Source organism: Enterobacter sp. MEB024 (assembly GCF_030209635.1).
GTDB classification, from domain to species: Bacteria; Pseudomonadota; Gammaproteobacteria; order Enterobacterales; family Enterobacteriaceae; genus Enterobacter; species Enterobacter ludwigii.
The window spans coordinates 141,842-163,077 of record NZ_JARVRQ010000008.1 but is presented as its reverse complement, the minus strand read 5'-3'; the positions used below and the strand labels follow the sequence as shown (position 1 = coordinate 163,077).

19 protein-coding genes are annotated in these 21,236 nt (G+C 55.9%); 5 read left to right on the top strand and 14 right to left on the bottom strand.

Annotated elements, in window-relative coordinates; genetic code table 11:
- Positions 1 to 30: 30 nt before the first annotated feature.
- Positions 31 to 1,029, bottom strand: coding sequence for an aldo/keto reductase (locus tag QRN24_RS15245; RefSeq protein WP_014168002.1), 999 nt, complete (start codon positions 1,027 to 1,029; stop codon positions 31 to 33).
- 207 nt (positions 1,030 to 1,236) lie between these two features.
- Between QRN24_RS15245 and nepI the strand changes: the two genes are divergently transcribed.
- The gene (gene nepI / locus QRN24_RS15240) at positions 1,237 to 2,427 is read left to right on the top strand and encodes a purine ribonucleoside efflux pump NepI (protein ID WP_284942865.1); all 1,191 of its coding nucleotides are present in this window, start codon (positions 1,237 to 1,239) and stop codon (positions 2,425 to 2,427) included.
- 39 nt (positions 2,428 to 2,466) lie between these two features.
- Here the strand turns inward: nepI and QRN24_RS15235 are convergent, their stop codons facing one another.
- From QRN24_RS15235 to QRN24_RS15210, 6 genes are all read right to left on the bottom strand, one after another.
- Positions 2,467 to 3,372, bottom strand: a complete 906-nt coding sequence (locus QRN24_RS15235; RefSeq protein WP_020882723.1) for a DMT family transporter — start codon at positions 3,370 to 3,372, stop codon at positions 2,467 to 2,469.
- Positions 3,373 to 3,524: 152 nt separating this feature from the next.
- Positions 3,525 to 4,904 (bottom strand): carbohydrate porin, encoded by a 1,380-nt coding sequence (locus tag QRN24_RS15230; RefSeq protein ID WP_196356161.1) that lies wholly within the window; start codon positions 4,902 to 4,904, stop codon positions 3,525 to 3,527.
- 138 nt (positions 4,905 to 5,042) lie between these two features.
- Positions 5,043 to 5,345, bottom strand: coding sequence for a PTS lactose/cellobiose transporter subunit IIA (locus QRN24_RS15225; RefSeq protein WP_014168006.1), 303 nt, complete (start codon positions 5,343 to 5,345; stop codon positions 5,043 to 5,045).
- Complete coding sequence (gene gmuD, locus QRN24_RS15220) at positions 5,345 to 6,727, bottom strand: 6-phospho-beta-glucosidase GmuD (protein WP_284942864.1); 1,383 nt, start codon at positions 6,725 to 6,727, stop codon at positions 5,345 to 5,347. Before gmuD ends, QRN24_RS15225 begins: the two co-directional genes overlap by 1 nt.
- A gap of 17 nt (positions 6,728 to 6,744) precedes the next feature.
- Positions 6,745 to 8,070: a PTS cellobiose transporter subunit IIC gene (locus tag QRN24_RS15215; RefSeq protein ID WP_014168008.1), complete on the bottom strand. Its 1,326-nt coding sequence runs from the start codon at positions 8,068 to 8,070 to the stop codon at positions 6,745 to 6,747.
- 11 nt (positions 8,071 to 8,081) lie between these two features.
- On the bottom strand, positions 8,082 to 8,396 hold the full coding sequence (locus QRN24_RS15210) for a PTS sugar transporter subunit IIB (RefSeq protein ID WP_014830072.1): 315 nt from the start codon (positions 8,394 to 8,396) through the stop codon (positions 8,082 to 8,084).
- A 293-nt stretch (positions 8,397 to 8,689) separates the two neighbouring features.
- On the opposite strand from QRN24_RS15210, the gene QRN24_RS15205 reads away from it, so the two are divergent.
- Positions 8,690 to 9,640: a LacI family DNA-binding transcriptional regulator gene (locus QRN24_RS15205; RefSeq protein ID WP_014168010.1), complete on the top strand. Its 951-nt coding sequence runs from the start codon at positions 8,690 to 8,692 to the stop codon at positions 9,638 to 9,640.
- Between the two features lie 27 nt (positions 9,641 to 9,667).
- Here QRN24_RS15205 and QRN24_RS15200 read toward each other — a convergent pair whose 3' ends face one another.
- The 5 genes from QRN24_RS15200 to QRN24_RS15180 form a co-directional block, all read right to left on the bottom strand.
- Entirely contained in the window at positions 9,668 to 9,964 is a 297-nt protein-coding gene (locus QRN24_RS15200; protein ID WP_284942863.1) for a YicS family protein, read from the bottom strand.
- Positions 9,965 to 10,095: 131 nt separating this feature from the next.
- Positions 10,096 to 11,460 (bottom strand): efflux transporter outer membrane subunit, encoded by a 1,365-nt coding sequence (locus QRN24_RS15195; RefSeq protein ID WP_284942862.1) that lies wholly within the window; start codon positions 11,458 to 11,460, stop codon positions 10,096 to 10,098.
- Positions 11,460 to 14,570, bottom strand: coding sequence for an efflux RND transporter permease subunit (locus tag QRN24_RS15190; RefSeq protein WP_047954863.1), 3,111 nt, complete (start codon positions 14,568 to 14,570; stop codon positions 11,460 to 11,462). Before QRN24_RS15190 ends, QRN24_RS15195 begins: the two co-directional genes overlap by 1 nt.
- Positions 14,570 to 15,691, bottom strand: a complete 1,122-nt coding sequence (locus QRN24_RS15185; RefSeq protein ID WP_032679304.1) for an efflux RND transporter periplasmic adaptor subunit — start codon at positions 15,689 to 15,691, stop codon at positions 14,570 to 14,572. Before QRN24_RS15185 ends, QRN24_RS15190 begins: the two co-directional genes overlap by 1 nt.
- A gap of 146 nt (positions 15,692 to 15,837) precedes the next feature.
- On the bottom strand, positions 15,838 to 16,407 hold the full coding sequence (locus QRN24_RS15180; RefSeq protein WP_044865928.1) for a TetR/AcrR family transcriptional regulator: 570 nt from the start codon (positions 16,405 to 16,407) through the stop codon (positions 15,838 to 15,840).
- A 186-nt stretch (positions 16,408 to 16,593) separates the two neighbouring features.
- Between QRN24_RS15180 and QRN24_RS15175 the strand changes: the two genes are divergently transcribed.
- Positions 16,594 to 17,013: a GNAT family N-acetyltransferase gene (locus QRN24_RS15175; protein WP_014168016.1), complete on the top strand. Its 420-nt coding sequence runs from the start codon at positions 16,594 to 16,596 to the stop codon at positions 17,011 to 17,013.
- On the opposite strand, the gene QRN24_RS15170 is transcribed toward QRN24_RS15175, so the two are convergent.
- Positions 17,010 to 17,657, bottom strand: a complete 648-nt coding sequence (locus QRN24_RS15170; RefSeq protein WP_025206509.1) for a TetR/AcrR family transcriptional regulator — start codon at positions 17,655 to 17,657, stop codon at positions 17,010 to 17,012. The two genes, QRN24_RS15175 and QRN24_RS15170, sit on opposite strands and share 4 nt — an antisense overlap.
- A gap of 78 nt (positions 17,658 to 17,735) precedes the next feature.
- On the opposite strand from QRN24_RS15170, the gene QRN24_RS15165 reads away from it, so the two are divergent.
- Both QRN24_RS15165 and nlpA read left to right on the top strand, forming a co-directional pair.
- The gene (locus QRN24_RS15165; RefSeq protein ID WP_014168018.1) at positions 17,736 to 19,253 is read left to right on the top strand and encodes an MDR family MFS transporter; all 1,518 of its coding nucleotides are present in this window, start codon (positions 17,736 to 17,738) and stop codon (positions 19,251 to 19,253) included.
- Positions 19,254 to 19,361: 108 nt separating this feature from the next.
- Complete coding sequence (nlpA, locus tag QRN24_RS15160) at positions 19,362 to 20,162, top strand: lipoprotein NlpA (RefSeq protein ID WP_020882712.1); 801 nt, start codon at positions 19,362 to 19,364, stop codon at positions 20,160 to 20,162.
- Positions 20,163 to 20,205: 43 nt separating this feature from the next.
- Here the strand turns inward: nlpA and QRN24_RS15155 are convergent, their stop codons facing one another.
- Positions 20,206 to 21,234, bottom strand: a complete 1,029-nt coding sequence (locus QRN24_RS15155; protein WP_025206508.1) for an alpha/beta hydrolase — start codon at positions 21,232 to 21,234, stop codon at positions 20,206 to 20,208.
- Between the last annotated feature and the right edge of the window lie 2 nt (positions 21,235 to 21,236).

Sequence of the window (21,236 nt, the reverse complement as noted above, 5' to 3'; positions counted from 1 at the left end):
ACCCGGTTTTTTTATTTTCATGATGAGGTATCAGGCGTTCACGCCCTTCATACCCTCGGCAGAATAGCGATCGCCTTTAATCGCTATCCGGCGATGCAGGTTGTTCAATGATTCAATATCGCTCTTCTCAAGCTCAATGTTGGCAGCGCGCGCGTTCTCGGCCAGATAGCCAGTGTGCTTAGTGCCCGGGATGGGAACCAGCCGATCGTATTGCGCTAACAGCCAGGCAAGGGCAATCTGACCCGCGGTACAGCCGTATTTCGCCGCCAGCGGGTGGATGACATCGAGCAGCTGGCGATTATGATCGAGGCTGGACTGCATAAAGCGCTCGTTATTTTTACGGAAATCACCCTCTGCAAATTCGCTATTGTTCAGGTATTTTCCCGTCAGGAAGCCTCTGCCAAGAGGCGAGTAGGGCACCAGACCAATGCCTAACGTTTTCACGACCGGCAGAATGCTTTCCTCGATATCGCGTGTCCACAGAGAATATTCCGTTTGCAGCGCGGTGACCGGATGTACCGCATGGGCCCGTTGCAGCGTTGACGCCGACACTTCGCAAAGGCCGATGTGGTTGATCTTGCCCTCTTTCACAAGGGTGCGTAGACAATCCATACTCTCTTCGACCGGGGTGGTGTTACTCAGTCTGTGTAGATAAAAGAGGTCGATTCGCTCCACGCCAAGCCGCTTGAGGGACTCATTACAGCAGCGGATGATATAGTCAGGCGTATTGTTGATGGTGCGGGCATAAGACTCGTCGGGAGAGCGATCGATGCCGCATTTCGTGGCTATTTTGAACTGCTCGCGAGTGCTTTTATCCAGCCCGGCAAGAAAATGACCGATTAGTCTTTCATTATGACCACGGCCATATAAATTTGCGGTATCAATAAACGTCACGTTCAGATCGATGAGGCTATGCAATACCCGCAGCGAGGCGTTGTCATCAGTCTGGCCATAAAATTCACTCAGACCCATGGCACCGTAGCCGACGGCACTGACGGTAAGATTTTGAGATAAATTACGTGTTTTCATAGTTTCTCCTTTTCAGACGCTATGATTGTTTCACCTCAAATGTGGAGACTGAATTTTCATTTTCGTTATGCAGAAAAGGTATCAGTCGACGACGCGCTCTCTCCAGGCTCATTAAAAACGACAAAAGTTGTCAAATCGTTAAATCCGTCACACTTTTGATGATAAACTGCGCGACTTTTCCGCACGTTTTTATCTTCAGGTGACGCCATGACAGAACACATTCAGCCCACACCCAGACCGCAGACCCAGGAGGTCACTCGCCCCAACTGGTCGGCGGTTTTCTCCGTGGCATTTTGCGTTGCCTGCCTGATTACCGTTGAGTTTCTGCCGGTGAGCCTGCTGACGCCGATGGCACAGGATCTGGGCATTTCCGAAGGCGTGGCGGGGCAGTCCGTCACCGTGACCGCCTTTGTGGCGATGTTCGCGAGCCTGTTTATTACCCAGGTGATCGGCACCATCGACCGCCGCAAAGTGGTCATTCTGTTCAGCGTGCTGCTGACGCTCTCCTGCCTGCTGGTCTCTTTTGCCAATAACTTCACCCTGCTGCTGCTGGGTCGCGCCTGTCTGGGGCTGGGATTAGGCGGCTTCTGGGCGATGTCGGCCTCGCTCACCATGCGTCTGGTTCCCGCGCGCACCGTGCCGAAAGCCCTCTCCGTGATCTTTGGTGCTGTTTCGATTGCGCTGGTCATAGCTGCGCCGTTGGGCAGTTTCCTTGGCGGGATCATCGGCTGGCGCAACGTCTTTAACGCTGCCGCGGTGATGGGGGGGCTATGCATTCTCTGGGTCTGGAAAGCGCTGCCGTCTTTACCGGGGGAAGCGGCACATCATAAACAGAATATGTTCAGTCTGCTGAAGCGCCCGGGCGTGCTGGCGGGGATGACCGCCATCTTTATGGCATTTGCCGGACAGTTTGCCTTCTTCACCTATATCCGCCCGGTATTCATGAACATGGCCGGGTTTGATGTGGATGGCCTGACGCTGGTGCTCCTGAGCTTCGGTATCGCCAGCTTTGTCGGCACCTCGCTGTCGTCCGCGTTCCTGAAGCGTTCCCTGAAAGTGGCGCTGGCGGGCGCGCCGCTGGTGCTGGCAATTAGCGCTGCGGTGCTGGTGCTGTGGGGCAGCGATAAGTGGGTTGCGTCGGCGATTGCGATTATCTGGGGCTTTGCTTTTGCGCTGGTGCCGGTGGGCTGGTCGACGTGGATCACCCGCTCGCTCGCCGATCAGGCGGAAAAAGCCGGGTCGATTCAGGTCGCGGTGATCCAGCTGGCGAACACCTGCGGTGCGGCGATCGGCGGCGTTGCGCTGGACCATCTGGGGCTGACATCACCGCTGGTGATTTCAGGAACCCTGATGTTGCTGACGGCGCTGCTGGTGGCGAGTAAGGTGAAAGCAAAATAAGTAAATCCCCTCTTCCCACAGGGAAGAGGGGATATCAGGCTATGCCGATGTCTGAACCCGTCTTCTCGAATCCATCGAAATCAGCACCACCGACGACACAATCAACAGCGTGCCCAGCCAGTCCGGCAGCGTAAACGCCACTCCAAGCAAAATCACCGACAGCAGTGCGCTGCTCAGCGGCTCGGCACAGCTCAGAATGCTCGCCTTCGGCCCGCCAATCATCTGCGCGCCTTTCAGATACAGGCTGAACGTCAGCGCCGTGCCAATCACCACCAGATAGAAAAACGCCAGCAGCAGGCTGCCATCAATCACAAAGGTGGTCCCGCGTCCGGCGTAGAACGGTGTCAGCACGACCCCCGCGATTAACATACTCCAGCCAACAATCGGCAGCGTGCCGTAGCGGGCGATAAGCGTCGACGGGTAGGTCGTATAAAACGCGGCAGCAAAGGCCGAGGCGATACCGAAGAACAGGGCGGCAGGGGAGATGGAGAGCGAGGTCGGATCGCCGTGGGTGACCAGCAGGAAGGTGCCGACAAGTGACGTCAAAATGGCGGATAAAACAAACACGCCGGGACGTTTTTTCCTCGCCAGCGCGAACCACGCGACGATGATCGTTGGCGAGAGAAACTGCAGCACGGTGGCCGTCGCCGCGTTGGATTTTTCAATCGTCAGCAGGAAGGTGAGCTGGACGGTGAGCGCACCAACCAGCGAGAAAAACAGCAGGCTGAGGGCGTCTTTACGATGTTTGATGACCGAGAAAATCTTGTCGCCATGAACGAAGGAGAGGGTCAGCAAGATGACGCCGGTAAACAGCAGGCGAATCATCGTCAGGTAAGGGGACGAGATCTGGCTTTTCTCCATGATGTACTGCGCGCAAACCCCTGAGCTGCCCCATAAAACGGCGGCGATCAGAACGTTGAGCATTCCTTTACGTGTGGAACCCATGTTCTCCCCTGTTATGTTGGTTTTTGTGTAGCATAACATGGGTCTTGCCGGGTGCGGTGTGGCCTGATGCCCTCACCCCGGCCCTCTCCCACAGGGAGAGGGTGCAAACACGAAAAACGGCAACGTGCGTTGCCGTTTTGCTTTTACCTTGCTTAGAACCACGCTTCCCACATCGCGCCGACGTTGAAATCATCCAGCGTCTCATCTTTTGTACCGTTCACTCGGGCGGTGCGTTCGTTATCCACTTTGCCGCCGGTCACGTAGAAGCGCAGCATTGGGCGGAACTCTGGCCCCATGGCGATAGACATGTTCTGCGACAGGGTCAGCTTCCAGCCTTTGTTATCACCGCCATTGTCGTAATCCACGTGCTGCCAGCCCGCTTCCAGCCAGGTGGAGTGAACGTCATTCCACCAGTGCATCGGACGCACGATGGCGTTGTAGTTCTTACGGTTGTCGGTCTTGTCACGGCTGTTGTCATAGTCGTGGAAGGCGAGGATGTACTCCACCTGCGTGGCCTGGGTGAATTTGTACAGCCCTTCGAAGCTGGCGTAGACCGTGGTCAGATCCTCGGTTTTGTTGAATACGCTGTTGTCCGCGTTATCAGAATAACGGGCAATCACCTTATTCACGCCGCTGTCGTTGGTGTGGCTCAGCACCACGCCGCCCTGCCAGGCCTTCAGACGCTCTTCACTCTCAATGGCTTTGGAGTCAAAACCGTAGTTCGCGTACAGCTCCAGATCCAGCGGGCCGACTTTTATGCCGTGGATTTTAGAGGTCGCAGCGTAGTTACCTTTGTCGCCCGTGCCGGAACCGCCGGTACAGGTAATGCGCGACGGGTTCGCCTCATCTTCCATCACTTCCGGGCTACAGGATTCCACCGCGGCCACCGCGGCAACGTCAAACTGCACGCCGCCGATGTCGAAGTTCTTCACCCCGGCACCCTGGCCGTCGTGGTTCATCCAGAAGTAATCGTTGATACCCTGCTGTGGACGCTGGTGGAAGTCACGGCCGGCCCAGAAGTAGGCGTTCGGGTTGGAGGCCATAATGTTGGTCACACCGGCATAGGCTTTTTTCAGGTTAACCTCGTCGCCCCAGTGGTCGATCATCACGTTGATGTCCCAGATGGCACCGTTGTCGCCCTTGAAGGCTTTGGAGAGCTGGAATTCACCGCCGTTGCCTTCGTTACCCAGACGACCGATTGCGGATGCGCCGTTATAGGAACCGTCTACCGCCACGTATTTCTGATCGGCTGCCTGGAAGTGCGCGCCGTAGCGGGCATAGCCGGTAAATTTAACCCCAAACGGAATCGCGAGGTCCGGTGATTGCGCCGCGCTTTGCGGTTCGGTGACCACGTCCGCTTTTTTCGCGACGGCAGCGTCCATTTTGGCCTGCCGTTCGGCCAGCGCTTTGTCTACCGCTTTCGCCACGATGGCGTCGATTTGCTCTTGCGTAAATTCTTGTGCGAGTACAGAAATTGGGCAAAGCGCGGCGACAACCGCCATGGTTAATGGAAGTTTTTTAATATAATTCATGGTTATCTCAATATAGTTTAATTTTATTCAGACAATAACCATCCCGCTCCGATCTGACAGAGTTTGTCGCTATCATCAGAACAAGTGGATTTCTATTTTAGGTACAGAGTGATTACATTAACGTTTTTTCGCCATACATTATCTCTGATATAAATGGATTATTTCTTCGGATAATTCACGTGCCAGCAGGGAATTCATTAAATGATCCTGCGCGTGAACCATTATTAAGGTCATCGGCTGGCGGGCTTCGCCCGCATCCTGTTCGATCAGTTTGGTCTGCATTTTGTGCGCCTGGCGCGCGTAGCCATCGGCTTCGCGCAGCAGGCTTTTGGCTTCGTCAAGGTTGCCCTGACGCGCCGCGTGCAGAGCTTCAAAGCACAGGCTACGCGACTGACCGGCGTTGACGATAATTTCCATTACGGCTTCTTCTAATGCGATCATTACGCTGACTCTCTGTCAAAACTGTTATTTAATGCGGTGGCGGCAAACCACTCGCCGCTTTTCTTGATGGTGCGCTGCTGGGTAGTTAAATTGAGCTGGATAAATCCGTAGCGATTTTTATACGCATTACACCACGACCAGTTATCAATAAAGGTCCACATATGGTAGCCAAGACACTGGCACCCTTCGCTAATACCTTTATGCAGCCAGGCCAAATGTTCGGAAATAAAATCGATGCGGTATTGATCGTTTATCTGACCATTCTCAATAAAGCGCTGTTCATTTTCGACACCCATACCGTTCTCCGAAATAAAACAGCGTGGGTTACCGTAATTGTCGCGCAGGTTAATCAGAATATCGTAAATACCCGGCTCATAAATTTCCCAGCCACGGTATGGATTCATCTTGCGGCCAGGCATTTCGTAATTATCAAAGAACCACTCCGGCATAAACGGTGCCTGTGGGTTCACCGCACTGTCACGGCATTTCACGCGACGCGGCTGATAATAGTTAATGCCGAGCAGGTCGATTTTTCCTTCCGCAATCAGGAAACTGTCTTCCGGTTTGCAGGCGGGGAGCTGATCGTAAGATTTCAGCAACGCCACCAGATCCGCCGGGTATTCACCGCGCAGGACGGGGTCAAGGAAGCTGCGGTTAAACATCAGGTCCGCAATGTGTGCCGCTTTGACGTCAGCCGGGTTTTGCGAGCGCGGATAGGACGGCGTCAGGTTCAGTACGATACCGATCTCCCCGGCGTAGTGCCCGGCACGGTAAGCGCGTACCGCCTGTGCATGCGCCAGCACGGTGTGATACGCCACGGTGGCCGCACGACGAAAATCCACCACGTTGGGATAGTGGAAATCGTACAGATAGCCGCCTTCCACCGGCACAATCGGCTCGTTGAAGGTAAACCAGTGCAGCACGCGATCGCCAAACAGATCGAAGCAAATCTGCGCATAACGGGCGTAAGCGTCCACCACGTTGCGGTTTTCCCAGCCGCCAATCTCCTGCATCGCCATCGGCATGTCGAAGTGGAACAGGGTGATAAACGGGGTAATACCCTGTTCAATCAGCTCATCAATGACCTGATGATAAAAATCGACCGCTTCCGGGTTCACTTCACCGATACCGTCGGGGATCAGGCGCGCCCAGCTAATCGAGGTGCGAAAGCTGTTGTGGTTCAGCTGCTTTAACAGCTGAATGTCCGTTTTCCAGTGTTGATAAAACGTGGAGGTGTGCTGCGGTCCCACGCCATTATGAAAACGGTTCGGCTCGCGGGCAAACCAGTAATCCCAGGTGGTTTCACCCTCTCGTGTCCCTTCGGTCTGGAGGGCGGAGCTTGCGCTGCCCCACCAGAAATTATCGGGAAATGCGTATTTCATGACCTTTCCTCTTTGACTTAATGACTTGCTGTTTCAGCGGCACCGACGGTTGCCTGGGCTTTCTGCTCTTCGTTTTTCATCAACGTACGCTCGTAAGCACGCAGGAACGGCAGGTACATCAGCGCTGACATCACCATACACACCAGACACATCACCACCGGGCTCAACGCCCAGTTTGCTGCCCACGATGCGCCAATAGGGGCCGGGGTCGTCCACGGGGTTAACGACACCACCTGTGCCAGCCAGCCCATTTTGGTGGCGCCGTACGCCAGGCAGGCGTTCACCAGCGGAACAAACACGAACGGGATAAACAGCATTGGGTTCATGATGATTGGCGCGCCGAACAGAATCGGTTCGTTGATGTTAAAGAAGCTGGGCACAACACCCATTTTGCCGATGGTGCGCAGGTGTGTGACGCGGCTGCGCAGCAGCAGGAAGGCCAGCGGAAGCGTGGAGCCGACGCCGCCAATCAGCAGGTAGTGGTCCCAGAAACCCTGCAGGTAAACGTGTGGCAGCGCCGCGCCAGCCGCCAGTGCCGCCTGGTTTGCGGACAGGTTGGCCATCCAGAATGGGTTCATGATGCCGGTGACAATCAGCGAGCCGTGGATACCGGCAAACCAGAAGATCTGGCACAGCAGCACGGAGAGCAGAATGGCAGGCAGGGAGTCAGATGCAGAGACCAGCGGTTCCAGCAGGTGCATAATCGCCTGCGGGATAATCATCCCGGTTTGTGCTTCGATAAACAGGTTCAGCGGGTGCAGGGTACCGATCACCACCATGACCGGGATCAGGATCTCAAATGAACGCGCCACACCGGTCGGCACTTCTTTCGGCAGACGGATGGTCACGTTGTTCTGCTTCAGCCACGCATACACGCGGGTAGAGTAGATGGCGGTGATCAGCGCGGTGAAAATCCCCTGGCCGGAGAGGTACTGGGTCGAGATCTTGCCGTCGGCATACGGAGCCGCCACCAGCAGGAAGGCCATAAAGGCCAGCAGACCGGACATCACCGGATCGAGGTTAAACTGACGCCCCAGGCTTGCACCAATCCCCACCGAAATGAAGAACGTCATCACGCCCATGCTGAGGTTGAACGGCAGCATCAGCTGTTCACGGTAAGTCTGGGAGAAATCCAGCCAGCCGCGGGCAAAGCTGTTCGTCGTATCCGCGGAGAAGGGCGGGAAGATGAACACCAGCATAAACGAGCCGATGATCATAAACGGCAGCGCGGCGGTAAAGCCGTCGCGGATGGCAATCACATACTTTTGCTGGCCGAGCTTCGCGGCCAGCGGGGTAATTGACTGCTCAATAACCGCGACCATTGATTGATATAACGAACTCATGTGAACACCTTTTAGTGTGCCGCTTCGATGAGCGACAGAGCATAGTCCAGTACTTTATCGCCACGTTGCATACCGTAATCCATCATGTCGATGGGTTGGACCGGGATGCCCTTTGTAGCCGCCTTGTCTGAGAGTGTCTGTAACATGTACTTCACCTGGGGTCCGAGAAGGACAACCTGGTACTGCGGAAACTGCGTATCAAATTCGGAAACGCCATACGCGTCTATTTTTACCGGCAACCCGCGCTCTTTCGCGACATCGACCATTTTGCTGACCAGCAGGCTGGTGGACATCCCGGCAGAGCAACACAGCATAATCTTGAACATCGACAACCATCCTCTAAATGTAAAAAGTTATTGCGAGGATGATTGGACATTATACGGAAACCGGTTTCCATTTATAAAAGACAGAAGTGTGACAACCATCAAGATCCACTACTTATGACGCTAATTAACCAGATGCAAGTCACATAATTTGCGTGTTTTGACATCATTTTGAGTTGAAATGGAAAATCGGTTTCCATGAAAAACGGAAAAGGATATACTCCATTCTGGCTATAATATGAGCCGTAGCGGTGATGGAATTTGCAGGTGCGAAGTAAGCCTGCCAGGGGAAAGAGATGTCGACAATCAATGATGTATCACGTCTTGCCGGGGTGTCTAAAGCCACGGTATCGCGAGTGTTGAGTGGGTCGCGTGGCGTAAAGGAAGCCAGCCGCCAGGCCGTTTTAAAAGCGGTTGATGAACTGAACTACCGGCCCAATGTAATTGCGCAGTCGCTGCTGAGCCAGTCGACGGGGTGTATTGGGGTGATTTGCGCGCAGGAGAATATTAACCAGACCACCGGTTATCTTTACGCGCTGGAAAAGCACCTCAGCCAGCATCAAAAACATCTGCTGTTGCGCTTCGCGCATACCAAAGCGGAAGTGATGCACGCCCTGGAAGAACTTTCCTGTGGGTTATGTGATGACATCCTGGTGATTGGCGCGCGTTTCCCGCTGGACGTCGAGATGGACAATGTCATCCTCGTTGACTGTATGGAGTCCGATAATTCCAACAGCATCCAGTTCGATCACGCCTTTGCCGCCGAAACCGCCTGTAACTATCTGACCAGCCAGGGGCGACGCCAGATAGCCCTGATCCATCCGCAAGGCAGCGGTTTCGCCGACCAGGTGTTGCTGGGCTATAAACACGCGCTGGAGAAAAATTTCCTGCCCTTTAATCGCAACCTCGTCTTTATGGATGCCACCTCCTCATCCGTTGCGCTGCAGGAGTTGCTTAACAATGCGAGCACGCTGAATTTTAACGCGCTGCTGGTGGCGGACGAACAGGAAGCTCAGCGGGTGATCCCGCAGCTGCAGGCGTTTAATAAATCCGTGCCGGACGACATTATGGTCTTTAGCCTTGCCGGATCGCTGCATCTGCCGGGTATCCCGGTGATCCCGGCCATTGAATACTCGATGGATGCTATGGCGGCACGTATTGTGGGCTGGCTGACGGAGAAAACGCAGATGCTGGGGTCCTATGTTCTGCGCGGGGATTTGATTATTCCGGATGTACGAAAGCGCTAAAAAAAAGCGTGAAGCCCGGCTTCACGCTTAATAATCTTCCATACAATCTACCTGACTGACCGCGTCCCAGTAAGCACCCAGATTGTCGCGCTTCACGGCCGTGATGGCGTTTTTGATCAACAGTTGATTGGCCTCAGACGACAAAATCATCGCCTGCCAGGCTTTATCGCTCTGCTTTTTCTGGGGCGTGCAGGCCTTCTTCACATCTTTAAGGATCTGCTGCTTTATCTGGGCCTCTTTCACGGGATCGTCTTTTTCCTGGGCATGGACAAACGCGGCGAAGAGCAGACAAACGAGCAGGCAAACCAGGTGTGCAGCTTTCATCAAAATCCCCTTTAGACGTCACAGGCTTCCCATGAAATATATCGTTACATTCAGTGTAGCGACGCCAGCCGAAAGTATGAATTTTTGTCTTCCTGCGTATGAGAACCCTGCACCCGGAGCGGCACCGGCGGTTATTGAATCCCTCCGCCCAGCGACTGCCACAGCGTAATACGGTTTTCAAAGTCGGTCTGCTGCAGGGCAATCAATGATGCCCGTGCCGACCACAGGGCGCGCTGCGCGGTGAGAACGGTCAGGTAATCACCCGCCCCCACCTGATAGCTGCGCGTTGCCACATCCAGCGTTTTTTGCTCTGCCGCCACGTATTCACGTTGCGCATCAAGCTCTTCACTCAGGGTTTCGCGGCGCGCCAGCGCATCGGCTACATCTTTGAACGCGCTCTGGATGGTTTTCTCATAGGTGGCAATCAGCCCTTTTTTCTCCGCTTCGGCATAGCGCAGTTGCGCCATGTTATTGCCGCCGCTGAACAGCGGCAGGGAGATGGACGGCGCGAACGACCAGACCTTCATGCCGTGGCTGAACAATGACGAGAGCGAATCGCTGCCGACCCCGGCGCTGGCGGTAAGCGACATCGTCGGGAAGAAGTTGGCGCGCGCAGCACCGATGTTGGCATTCGCGCTCAACAGGTTATGTTCAGCCTCCTGAATATCCGGGCGACGCAGCAGCGTGGCGGAGCTAACGCCCGCCGGGATCAGGGTGATGGCGTTATCGCTCAGGCTCTCCAGCGTACCGGGTAGCAGGTTTTCCGGTACCGTCTCGCCCGCCAGCAAATTCAGGGCGTTTTTGTCCTGCATCACCAGCGTCTGATAGCTGGCGACGCTGGCGCGGGCCTGCTGATAAACCGCCATCGCTTCGCTGACATCCGTTGCGGCGGCGACCCCGACGTCCTGCTGACGCTGCACAATCTTGAGCGAGTTCGCTGCGCTCTCCTGAGTGGATTTTGCCAGTGCCAGATTGCTGTTATCTGCCGCCAGAGTAATCCAGGCGGTGGTCAGCTCGCTGACCATTGTCAGGCGCGTGTTCTGCGCCGTGAACTCGCTGGCAAGCCAGGTTTCACGCGCGGCGCGCGAGAGGCTCTGGTTACGACCAAACAGATCCAGCTCGAAGCTGGAGACGGCGCCGTTAGCCTCATCGCTGGTGCTCACGCCGCTGGCCAGCGTGCGGCTGCGGGTATGGCTCAGGCTGGCATCCACCGACGGGAACAGAGACGAGCGCGTCTCACCATACTGGGCGCGGGCGGCGTCGATATCAGCAATCGCTTTTTGCACATCGCGGTTGCTGGTGAGTGCCATTGTTACCACCCTGTTCAGGCGGTGATCGTTCATCACCTGCTGCCACTGGCTGACCACGGTGGTGGCTTCGCCGTGGGTGCCCGGCAACGTGGCCGGGACGGGCGCGTCAGGACGCTGATAGGTAGGGTCTAACGAAACACAGCCTGCGCTCAGCAGTGCCAACACTAAAACAGATACACGAAACATTATGACCTCCGGTTTGCGTGCTTACCGGAGAAGAGACGTTTCACCAGTACGAAGAATAATGGAACAAAGAAGATGGCCAGCAGCGTTGCCGCGAGCGTCCCGCCGATGATGCCGGTCCCAATCGCCACGCGGCTGTTGGCGCCTGCACCGGTGGCGACGGCCAGCGGTGTTACCCCGGCGATAAACGCCAGCGACGTCATGATGATCGGACGCAGTCGCGTCTGAGCCGCACGCAGCGCGGCACGCGTCAGGGAGTAACCTTCCGCGACTTTCGCCTCCGCAAACTCAACGATCAAAATGGCGTTTTTTGACGACAGGCCGATGGTGGTCAGCAGCGCCACCTGGAAATAGACGTCGTTGCTCAGCCCGCGCAGCGAGGCGGCCAGCGCCGCACCCAGCACCCCAAGCGGGATCACCAGAATGACTGAAATCGGCACCGACCAGCTCTCATACAGCGCGGCCAGGCACAGGAATACCACCAGGATGGAGAGGGCATACAAGCTCATCGCCTGACCGCTCGCCAGTTTCTCCTGTAACGACAACCCGCTCCACGCCCAGGTTGTGCCGGCCGGCAGGTTGTTCGCCAGCTGTTCCATCCGGGTCATCGCCGTACCGGAGCTGGCACCACTGGCGTTCTCGCCCTGAATTTCATAGGCCGCCGAGCCGTTGTAGCGCACCAGACTCTCCGGGCCATATTCCCAGCGCGTGGTGGCGAAAGCGGAGAACGGCGTCATGGTGCTGTCGCTGCCGCGTACGTACCATTTGTTGAGATCGGAAGGCACGGCGCGGTAATCGCTGTCTCCCTGGATGTAGACCTTTTTCACGCGGCCCCGATCGATAAAGTCATTCACGTAGGTTCCGCCCCAGGCGCTGGAGAGGGTATCGGTGACGTCGCTCAGGGAAAGCCCCAGCGATACGGCTTTGTTGTTGTCGATATCCACCTGCAGTTGCGGCATCTGCGGCAAATCATTGGCGCGAACGGCATGCAGGGAGGTGTCCTGATTCGCCTGGCCGATGAGCTGATTACGCATCTTCAGCAACGTGTCGCGATCGGTGCTGCCGCTGGCCATGAGCTCGAAGGTAAAACCGTTGCTCTGACCGAGGCCGTCTACGGCCGGGGGCGTCATGGCAAAGACGGTGGCATCGCGAAGGGAGCCGAGTTCCTGAGTGGCGCGCAGGGCAATCGCCTGAGCGGTGTTCTCGTCGCCTTTACGCTCGGACCAGTTTTTCAGGGAGACAAACGCCATCCCGGCATTCTGGCCGCTGCCGCTAAAGCTAAAGCCCTCGACCGTAAAAATCACATCGGTGTTGGCTTTCTCTTTAGTGAGGAACCACTCGCGAACCTGACGACTGATCTCCGCGGTACGTACCGCTGTCGCACCGGCAGGCAGGGTGTACTGCACCATGATTTCACCCTGGTCCTCCGTGGGCAGGAAGCTGCCGGGCAGCTTCAGCATTGCCACGGCCATCGCGCCACAGAGCAGGGCGTAGACCACCAGCATGCCCGCGGAGCGGCGCAGCGCGCGCAGGACTTTATTCTGGTAGCCATGCTCGGTCTTACTGTAGAAGCGGTTAAACGCGCCGAAAAACCCTTTTTTGTGAGGAGGCGTATGGCGCAGTACCGAGCCGCAGAGCGCGGGTGTCAGGGTCAGCGCCACCACCACCGAGAGGATCATCGCTGAGATAATGGTGACCGAAAACTGGCGGTAGATGACGCCGGTTGAGCCGCCGAAGAAGGCCATCGGCAGAAACACGGCGGAAAGCACCAGCGCAATGGCGACCAGCGCACCGGAAATTTCGCCCATCGATTTTTCGGTGGCTTCGCGGGCGGGCAGACCTTCATCGCGCATAATGCGCTCGACGTTTTCCACTACCACGATGGCGTCATCGACCAGCAGACCTATCGCCAGCACCATCGCAAACAGCGTCAGGGTATTGATGGAATAACCGAACAGCGCCAGCACGCCAAAGGTGCCCAACAGAACCACCGGCACCGCCAGCGCGGGGATGAGCGTGGCGCGAATGTTCTGCAGAAACAGATACATCACCACTACCACGAGGATAATGGCCTCAAACAGCGTCTGAATCACATCTTCCACCGAGATCTTAATGAACTCGGTGCTGTCTTTCGGATAGGCCACGTCATAGCCTTCCGGCATTGCCCGTTTGAATTCGGCAATTTTATCTTTCACCGCGGTGGCGGTATTGAGCGCATTCGCGCCCGGCGAGAGCATCACCGCCATACCGGCTGCCGGGTGGCCATTCAGCCTGGCGGTAGCCGTGTAATCCTCGCTGCCCATCTCCACGCGCGCCACGTCGCCGATACGCACCACTGCGCCGCTGGACTGGCTCTTAACGATGATATTTTTAAACTGATCGACCGTCTGCAGGCGCGACTGGGCACGCACGGTGGCGGTCAACTGCTGGGTACCGGACGCGGGTAACGCGCCGATTTTACCGGCGGAAACCTGCACGTTCTGCGCTTCAATAGCGCTCTGAACGTCGGATGGCATCAGCGAGTACGACGCCAGCTTTGCCGGGTCAAGCCAGATGCGCATGGCGTATTCCGCACCAAACACCTGCAGGCTGCCGACGCCTTCTACGCGTGCCAGCGGATCCTGCATATTACTCACCAGCCAGTCGGCGATATCCGAACTGCTGGCGTGGTCGGTTTTATCGTACACGCCCATGATCAGCAGGAAGTTACTCTGCGATTTTTGCACCGTAATGCCGGCCTGCTGTACCTCGGTCGGCAAGCGCGACTCGGCCTGCTGAACTTTGTTCTGCACCTGAACCTGCGCGGTATCCGGGTCGGTTCCCTGTTCGAACGTGACGGTGATGCTTACCGAGCCGTCCGAACTGCTGGTGGAGGTAAAATAGAGCAGGTTATCCAGCCCGGTCAGCTGTTGCTCAATGACCTGGGTGACGCTGTTTTCCAGAGTCTGTGCCGACGCGCCAGTGTAGGTGGCAGAGATTTTTATCGACGGCGGGGCGACGTCGGGATACTGCGCGACGGGCAGGGTACGGATCGCCAGCACCCCGGCGAGCATAATCAGAATAGCAATCACCCAGGCAAAAACCGGGCGACGCACGAAGAAGCGGGAAAACATCAGGCGTTTCCTCCCGCGGTTTTCATCTCTTCGGCGTTAACTTGCTGACCGGCGGTCACTTTATCGGTGCCTTCCACAATCAGCTTATCGCCAGCCTTCAGTCCACTCAGCACCAGCCATTTGTCGCCGTAGGTGTCACCCGTTTCCAGCTGACGTTGTTCCACCTTATTGCCGGCCCCCACCACCAGCGCGGTGGCGTTGCCTTTGGCATCACGGGTAATTCCCTGCTGCGGGGCGAGGATGGCCTCGCTCATTACCCCTTCATCCACTCTGGCGCGAACAAACATCCCGGGCAGAAGCTGATGCTGCGGGTTGGGGAAGACAGCGCGCAGTGTGACCGATCCGGTGGATTCGTCCACTGCCACTTCAGTCAGGGCCAGACGGCCTTTTTCCTGATAGGTGCTGCCATCTTCAAGGATCAACGACACGCTCAATGTCTCGCTGTTGCTGGCAAGCGTTTGTTTGCGTAATCGCAGAAGATCGGCGCTGGAGCGGGTTAAATCGACGTACATATTGTCCAGGCCGCGAATGGTGGCGAGTGCGGTCTCTTGCTGGGCAGTGACCAGTGCGCCGGGGGTGACCGAAGAGATGCCAATACGTCCGGCAATCGGGGCGGTCACCGTGGTCCAGTTGAGGTTAATGCGCGCGCTTTCCTGGGCTGCTTTTTTCGACTCCACGCTGGCCTTGTCCTGCGCGCAGGTGGACTTTGCATCTTCGGCATCCTGACGCGATACGCCGTCGTCTTTCACCAGTTGTGTATAGCGTTGAGCTTTCTGGCAATCGGCCTGCACCAGCGCCTGCGCCTGTTTCAGGGCTGCGGCGGCCTCATCGTAGGCGGCGCGGTAGCTGGAAGGGTCAATTTGATACAGCGCCTGTCCGGCTTGCACGGTATCGCCTTCGGTAAAGAGCCGTTTCTGAATAATGCCGCCCACCTGAGGACGCACTTCCGCGCTCATGGCGGCCGTGGTGCGTCCGGTCAGTTCACTGACCACGGAAACGGGTTGGCTCAGGAGCGTAACAATCCCCACTTGCGGGAGGGGATGTTGAGGAGCAGATGTTTGTGCATTATCGCACCCCGTCAGGAGGAATAATGCTGCGATGGAGGTTGTTATGGCTTTCATAATTTTTTCCAGGGTGAACGATGCCTGCCCTGTTAATGGCTTAACAAGGAAGGGGGCTATTTAAAGGCACAGCGATACCGCATCTCCGGCAGAGCCGGAAATGTTAATAAGGGAATAACGTCTTCCCGCTAATTATTCACATGCGATTACTTCGCAGAGAAAAGCATATTTAAAATATTTTGATAAAGAGGCTCTAATTGTTCAGGGGGTACGTTTAAGGGGGTGAGTCGACGGTAAATAGACCCCTCAATCATTACCGCAGTAATCTCCACGCAGCAGCGAATATGATCATCACTCAGGTGGGGAAACTGTTTTTTCAGGTGTGCGCAGGCATTAGCAAACATCCGCTTTTCCGCTTCGACCAGCATGGCCGCCACCTGGGGATTACGCGTGGCTTCAGCCGACATCTCAAGCATCAGCGCATCGTCATCTTCATTCAGGGTCTGTCGCCAGGCGAGCGCCTGAGGCATCCCCTCGACCAGCGTTTTACCCTGAATCTCTTCGATGCGTGAGTCGATGATACGGCGAATCATCTCTTCAATAATCGCATCTTTGTTACTGAAATAACGGTAGATTTGCCCGACGCTGAGCTTTGCCTCGCTGGCGATCTGCGACATGCTGGCCGCATGAAAACCGCTGGTGCGAAAGCACTGACGCGCGGCAGCGATGATGTCGTCCTGACGCTGTTTTTGGCGTTCTTCCAGTTTTGTGCTCATCGTCGGTTACCCTATAAAAGTGAGAATGATCGTTCTCATTATACGTTTCAGGCGCGTATTGGAAAGACTTTTTTTAAGTACTTATTGAATGAATATTTCAATGTTTAAAGAATGGAGAAAAAAAGGAGTTTTGATGAAGGAAAGGCTGTGCAATATTAAGATTGCACAGAAAATAAGGAGAAAAATATGCATCTGAGCACGACGGATAACGTCACACACGATGAAAAAGAAGAATTATTAACAGGGCTTCGTGCCTACAACGGACAATTTTTAGATCTCTCAAACTTTAGCGGCGACATTGGCGTTTATGTGCGAGACGATAAGGGCGTGATGCTGGGCGGGTTAATTGGCGTGCGCAAAGGCGACTGGCTGAACATCGATTTTCTGTGGGTCAGCGACACCGTGCGGGGATCGGGCGTCGGCAGCCAGCTTATCAAAACGGCAGAAGACGAAGCCCGACGCAAAGGCTGCACCCATGCGCTGGTGGATACGGTCAGCTTCCAGGCACGTCCATTCTATGAAAAGCAGGGCTATCAGCTGCAGATGTCGTTGCCGGATTACCCGTACCCGGGTATGCAAAGGCATTATCTGACCAAATCCCTTTAACCGCCGATGCCGTTGCCCATCACGGCCAGCGCATGACGCACAATGATCTCTGGCGAGAGGGCGTGTAGCCTCTCGTCGTTGCGCATTCTTGAGAACGGCACCAGCACCAGGCTTAGCAGCGTGGTGAACAGCAGTTCTGGCGCGAGTGCCCGGTTCAGTTGCCCTTCCTGCTGCCAGCGTTTAAGGGTGGCGAGCGTTGCCTGGTATTTGTCGTCACCGAACCGCGCGTGCAGATGCGTGCGCAGTACAGGCATCTCCCCGATGACCTCCTGCATCCACAGCGGGGCAAACCAGCGGTGCTGCTCCGCCAGCTCGGCCAGTACCTTCACCATTTGCGTTAATGCGTTGACCGGCGAGTCGGGGTTTTCGGCGAAAATTGCGCCGATCCGGTTACGTAAGGGCAGGAAGCGCTCCTCAATCATCGCGTCGAGCAATTGTTCTCGTGAATTGAAGTAGTAATGCAGCATCGCTGGCGTTACGCCCGCTTCTTTGGCGATGGCGTTCAGCGAGGTTTGAGCGATTCCCTGGCGGGAAAAGAGGCTCAACGCAATATCCAGCAGCTGTTCGCGGCTGGCGGTTGCCCGCTTTCCGCCGCGTGGTCGACCGGGGCGGCGCGGTTCAGAATTGTCCTTATGTGCTGGCATAGTCGCAGGATCTCTTGATCTTATTCATCACTTACTTAAATATTAATTATCCAGTTAATTAATTTCAAGCGATCTCTTATGGAGTCCGACGTAATGACTCAACCTGCGCAAAACGCGCCGTCGATAAAGCTGTTGTTCAGCGCGTTGCTGCTGGTGATGTTGCTTTCGGCGCTGGACCAGACGATTGTTTCCACGGCGTTGCCCACCATCGTTGGGGAACTGGGTGGCCTGGATAAGCTCTCCTGGGTGGTGACGGCCTATATCCTCAGCTCGACCATTGTGGTGCCGCTGTACGGAAAATTCGGCGATCTGTTTGGGCGTAAAATCGTCCTTCAAATCGCTATTGTGCTGTTTCTGGCGGGGTCGGTGCTCTGCGGTCTGGCGCAAAACATGACCCAACTGGTGCTGATGCGCGGCCTGCAAGGGCTGGGCGGCGGCGGTCTGATGGTCATCAGTATGGCCGCCGTGGCGGACGTTATTCCGCCTGCGGAGCGTGGCCGCTATCAGGGGCTGTTTGGCGGCGTGTTTGGTCTGGCGACGGTGATCGGGCCGCTTATCGGCGGGTTTATCGTGCAGCATGCCTCCTGGCGCTGGATTTTTTATATCAATCTGCCGCTCGGTCTCTTTGCCCTGCTGGTGATAGGCGCGGTGTTCCACGGCAGCGCACGGCGCAACAAGCACGAGATTGATTATCTGGGGGCGATTTACCTCAGCATGGCGCTGCTGTGTATCATCCTGTTTACCACTGAAGGCGGGACGATACGCCAGTGGAACGACCCGCAGCTGTGGTGCATTCTGGCCTTTGGCCTGACGGGTATCGCCGGGTTTATCTATGAGGAGCGTCTGGCCTGGGAGCCGATCATTCCGCTCTCGCTGTTCCGCGATCGCAGCTTTCTGCTCTGCAGCCTGATTGGCTTTATTATCGGGATGTCGCTCTTTGGCTCGGTCACCTTCCTGCCGCTCTATCTGCAGGTTGTGAAAGACGCCACGCCGACTCAGGCCGGTCTGCAGCTGATCCCGCTGATGGGCGGACTGCTGCTGACCTCGATCATCAGCGGGCGGATTATCAGCCGTACCGGAAAATACCGTCTGTTCCCGATCGCCGGTACGCTGCTTGGCGTGGTGGGCATGGTGCTGCTGACGCGTATCTCGATCCACTCGCCGACCTGGCAGCTGTACATTTTTACCGGCGTGCTGGGGATGGGTCTGGGGTTGGTCATGCAGGTACTGGTGCTGGCCGTGCAGAACAGCGTCTCTGCCGATCAATACGGGGTAGCGACTTCCGGGGTCACGCTGTTTCGTTCCATTGGCGGGGCCATCGGCGTCGCGCTGTTTGGCGCGGTCTTCACCCACGTTTTGCAATCGGGTCTGATGGACCGTTTACCGCAAGGGGCGGAGTTACCGCATGAGCTCAATCCTGCGGCCATTCACCGGCTGCCAGAGGCACTGCGGCTCGATTACCTGGACGCGTTTGGCTCAGCCATTCACGCGGTGTTCCTGCTGGCGGCAAGCATTATGGTGCTGGCGTTTGTACTGTCGTGGTTTTTACGTGAAACGCCGTTACGCCGTGCGGGCATGCTCAGGTCGGATCAATAGCGCCCCCGCACATATAACTTATCCGTCTTATTGATGCTTTTTCGTTTTTTAGCCAGCCGTACCGTTGTCGATATAGTCACTGAAACGTTTATCAAAAGGAAATGTCTCGTGAAACTTCGATTGGGTGCTCTGGTTCTCGCGGGCCTGCTGCTGGCAGGTTGCGATCAAGGCGGCAGCGATGCCAAACACATCAAAGTCGGCGTGATTAACGGCGCTGAGCAGGATGTCGCGGAAGTCGCTAAAAAAGTGGCGAAAGAGAAATACGGTCTGGATGTGGAACTGGTGGGGTTCAGCGGCTCGCTGTTGCCCAATGATGCCACCAGTCAGGGCGATCTTGATGCCAATGTCTTCCAGCATCGCCCGTTCCTGGCAGAAGATAACAAGGCGCATCACTACAAGCTGGTTGCTGTAGCGAATACCTTTGTTTTCCCGATGGCCGGCTACTCCCGCAAGATAAAATCCGTGTCTGAGCTGAAGGACGGCGCGACCATCGCCATTCCAAACGATCCGACCAACCTTGGCCGCGCACTGCTGCTGTTGCAAAAAGAGAAGCTGATTACCCTGAAGCCTGACGTTGGCCTGCTGCCGACGGCGCTGGATATCACCGCCAATCCGAAGCATTTGAACATTATGGAGCTGGAAGGGGCGCAACTGCCGCGCGTGCTGGATGATCCGAAAGTGGATGTTGCCATTATCAGCACCACCTATCTCCAGCAAACCGGGCTGTCGCCGGTGCATGACAGCGTGTTTATTGAAGATAAAAACTCGCCGTATGTGAACATCGTGGTGACGCGGGAAGACAACAAAGACGCGGAAAACGTGAAGGAATTTATCCAGTCGTATCAGTCGCCGGAAGTGGCGAAGGCCGCAGAGACTCTCTTTAACGGTGGCGCGGTGCCAGGCTGGTAGTCAGGACAAAGGCGTATAACAGGGTGTTATACGCCTTACCGGGTTATTTCAGGTTGGCTTTAAAGAACGAGGCCAGTTTTGCAAACGGGATCAGATCCGTGCGGTCATACAGGTCAACGTGGCCTGCATTCGGCACGATATACAGCTCTTTCGGTTCACCGGCGCGTTTATAGGCGTCTTCGCTAAACTCTTTCGAATGCGCTTTATCACCCGTGATAAACAGCATCGGACGCGGTGAAATGGTTTCGATATCGTTGAACGGATAGAAGTTCATAAACTTACCGATGCTGCTCATCATCGGTTTCGTCGTCAGCGCCTCTTTCTCGCCCTGTGGCGTGTACCCGCCGCGTTCGGTGCGATAGAAATCGAAGAACTCACGCTGGATAGCCGGCGTAGAATCATCCAGCTTATTTACCGTCCCGGGAATGTAGGCTGTCTCTGCACCCTGATACTCTTTCAGACGCTGCTCAGCGGCAGAGGCAATCATCGCTTTACGCTGTTCAACCGTCACGGAATGGTTGAGACCGTTGCGGAAGGCGGAGCCCATGTCATACATGCTGACGGTGGCGATCGCTTTCATGCGCGGGTCAATTTTCGCCGCGCTAATAACGAAGCTGCCGCTGCCGCAAATGCCCAGCGCACCGATGCGCTGTGGATCGACAAAAGACTGAGTGCTCAGATAATCCACGGCCGCGCTGAAATCATCGGAATAGATTTCTGGTGAGATCAGATGCCCCGGTTTACCTTCGCTTTCCCCCCAGAATGAGAGATCAATCGCCAGGGTGACAAAGCCCTGTTCCGCGAGCTTTTGCGCATAGAGACTGGCGCTTTGCTCTTTCACCGCGCCCATCGGATGGCCGACCACGATCGCCGGCAGTCTGGCGTTTTTATCCGCCTCTTTTGGCCTATACAGATTGCCGACGACGTTCATCTGATACTGGTTTTTAAAGGTCACCTTCTGCTGCGTAACCTTATCGCTTTTGTAGAAATTATCTGCGCCCCGGGACATATCGGCAGCGCTGGCGGCGAAGGCGCTGACTAACAGCCCGAGCGCCATGGTGAATCTTCTCATGA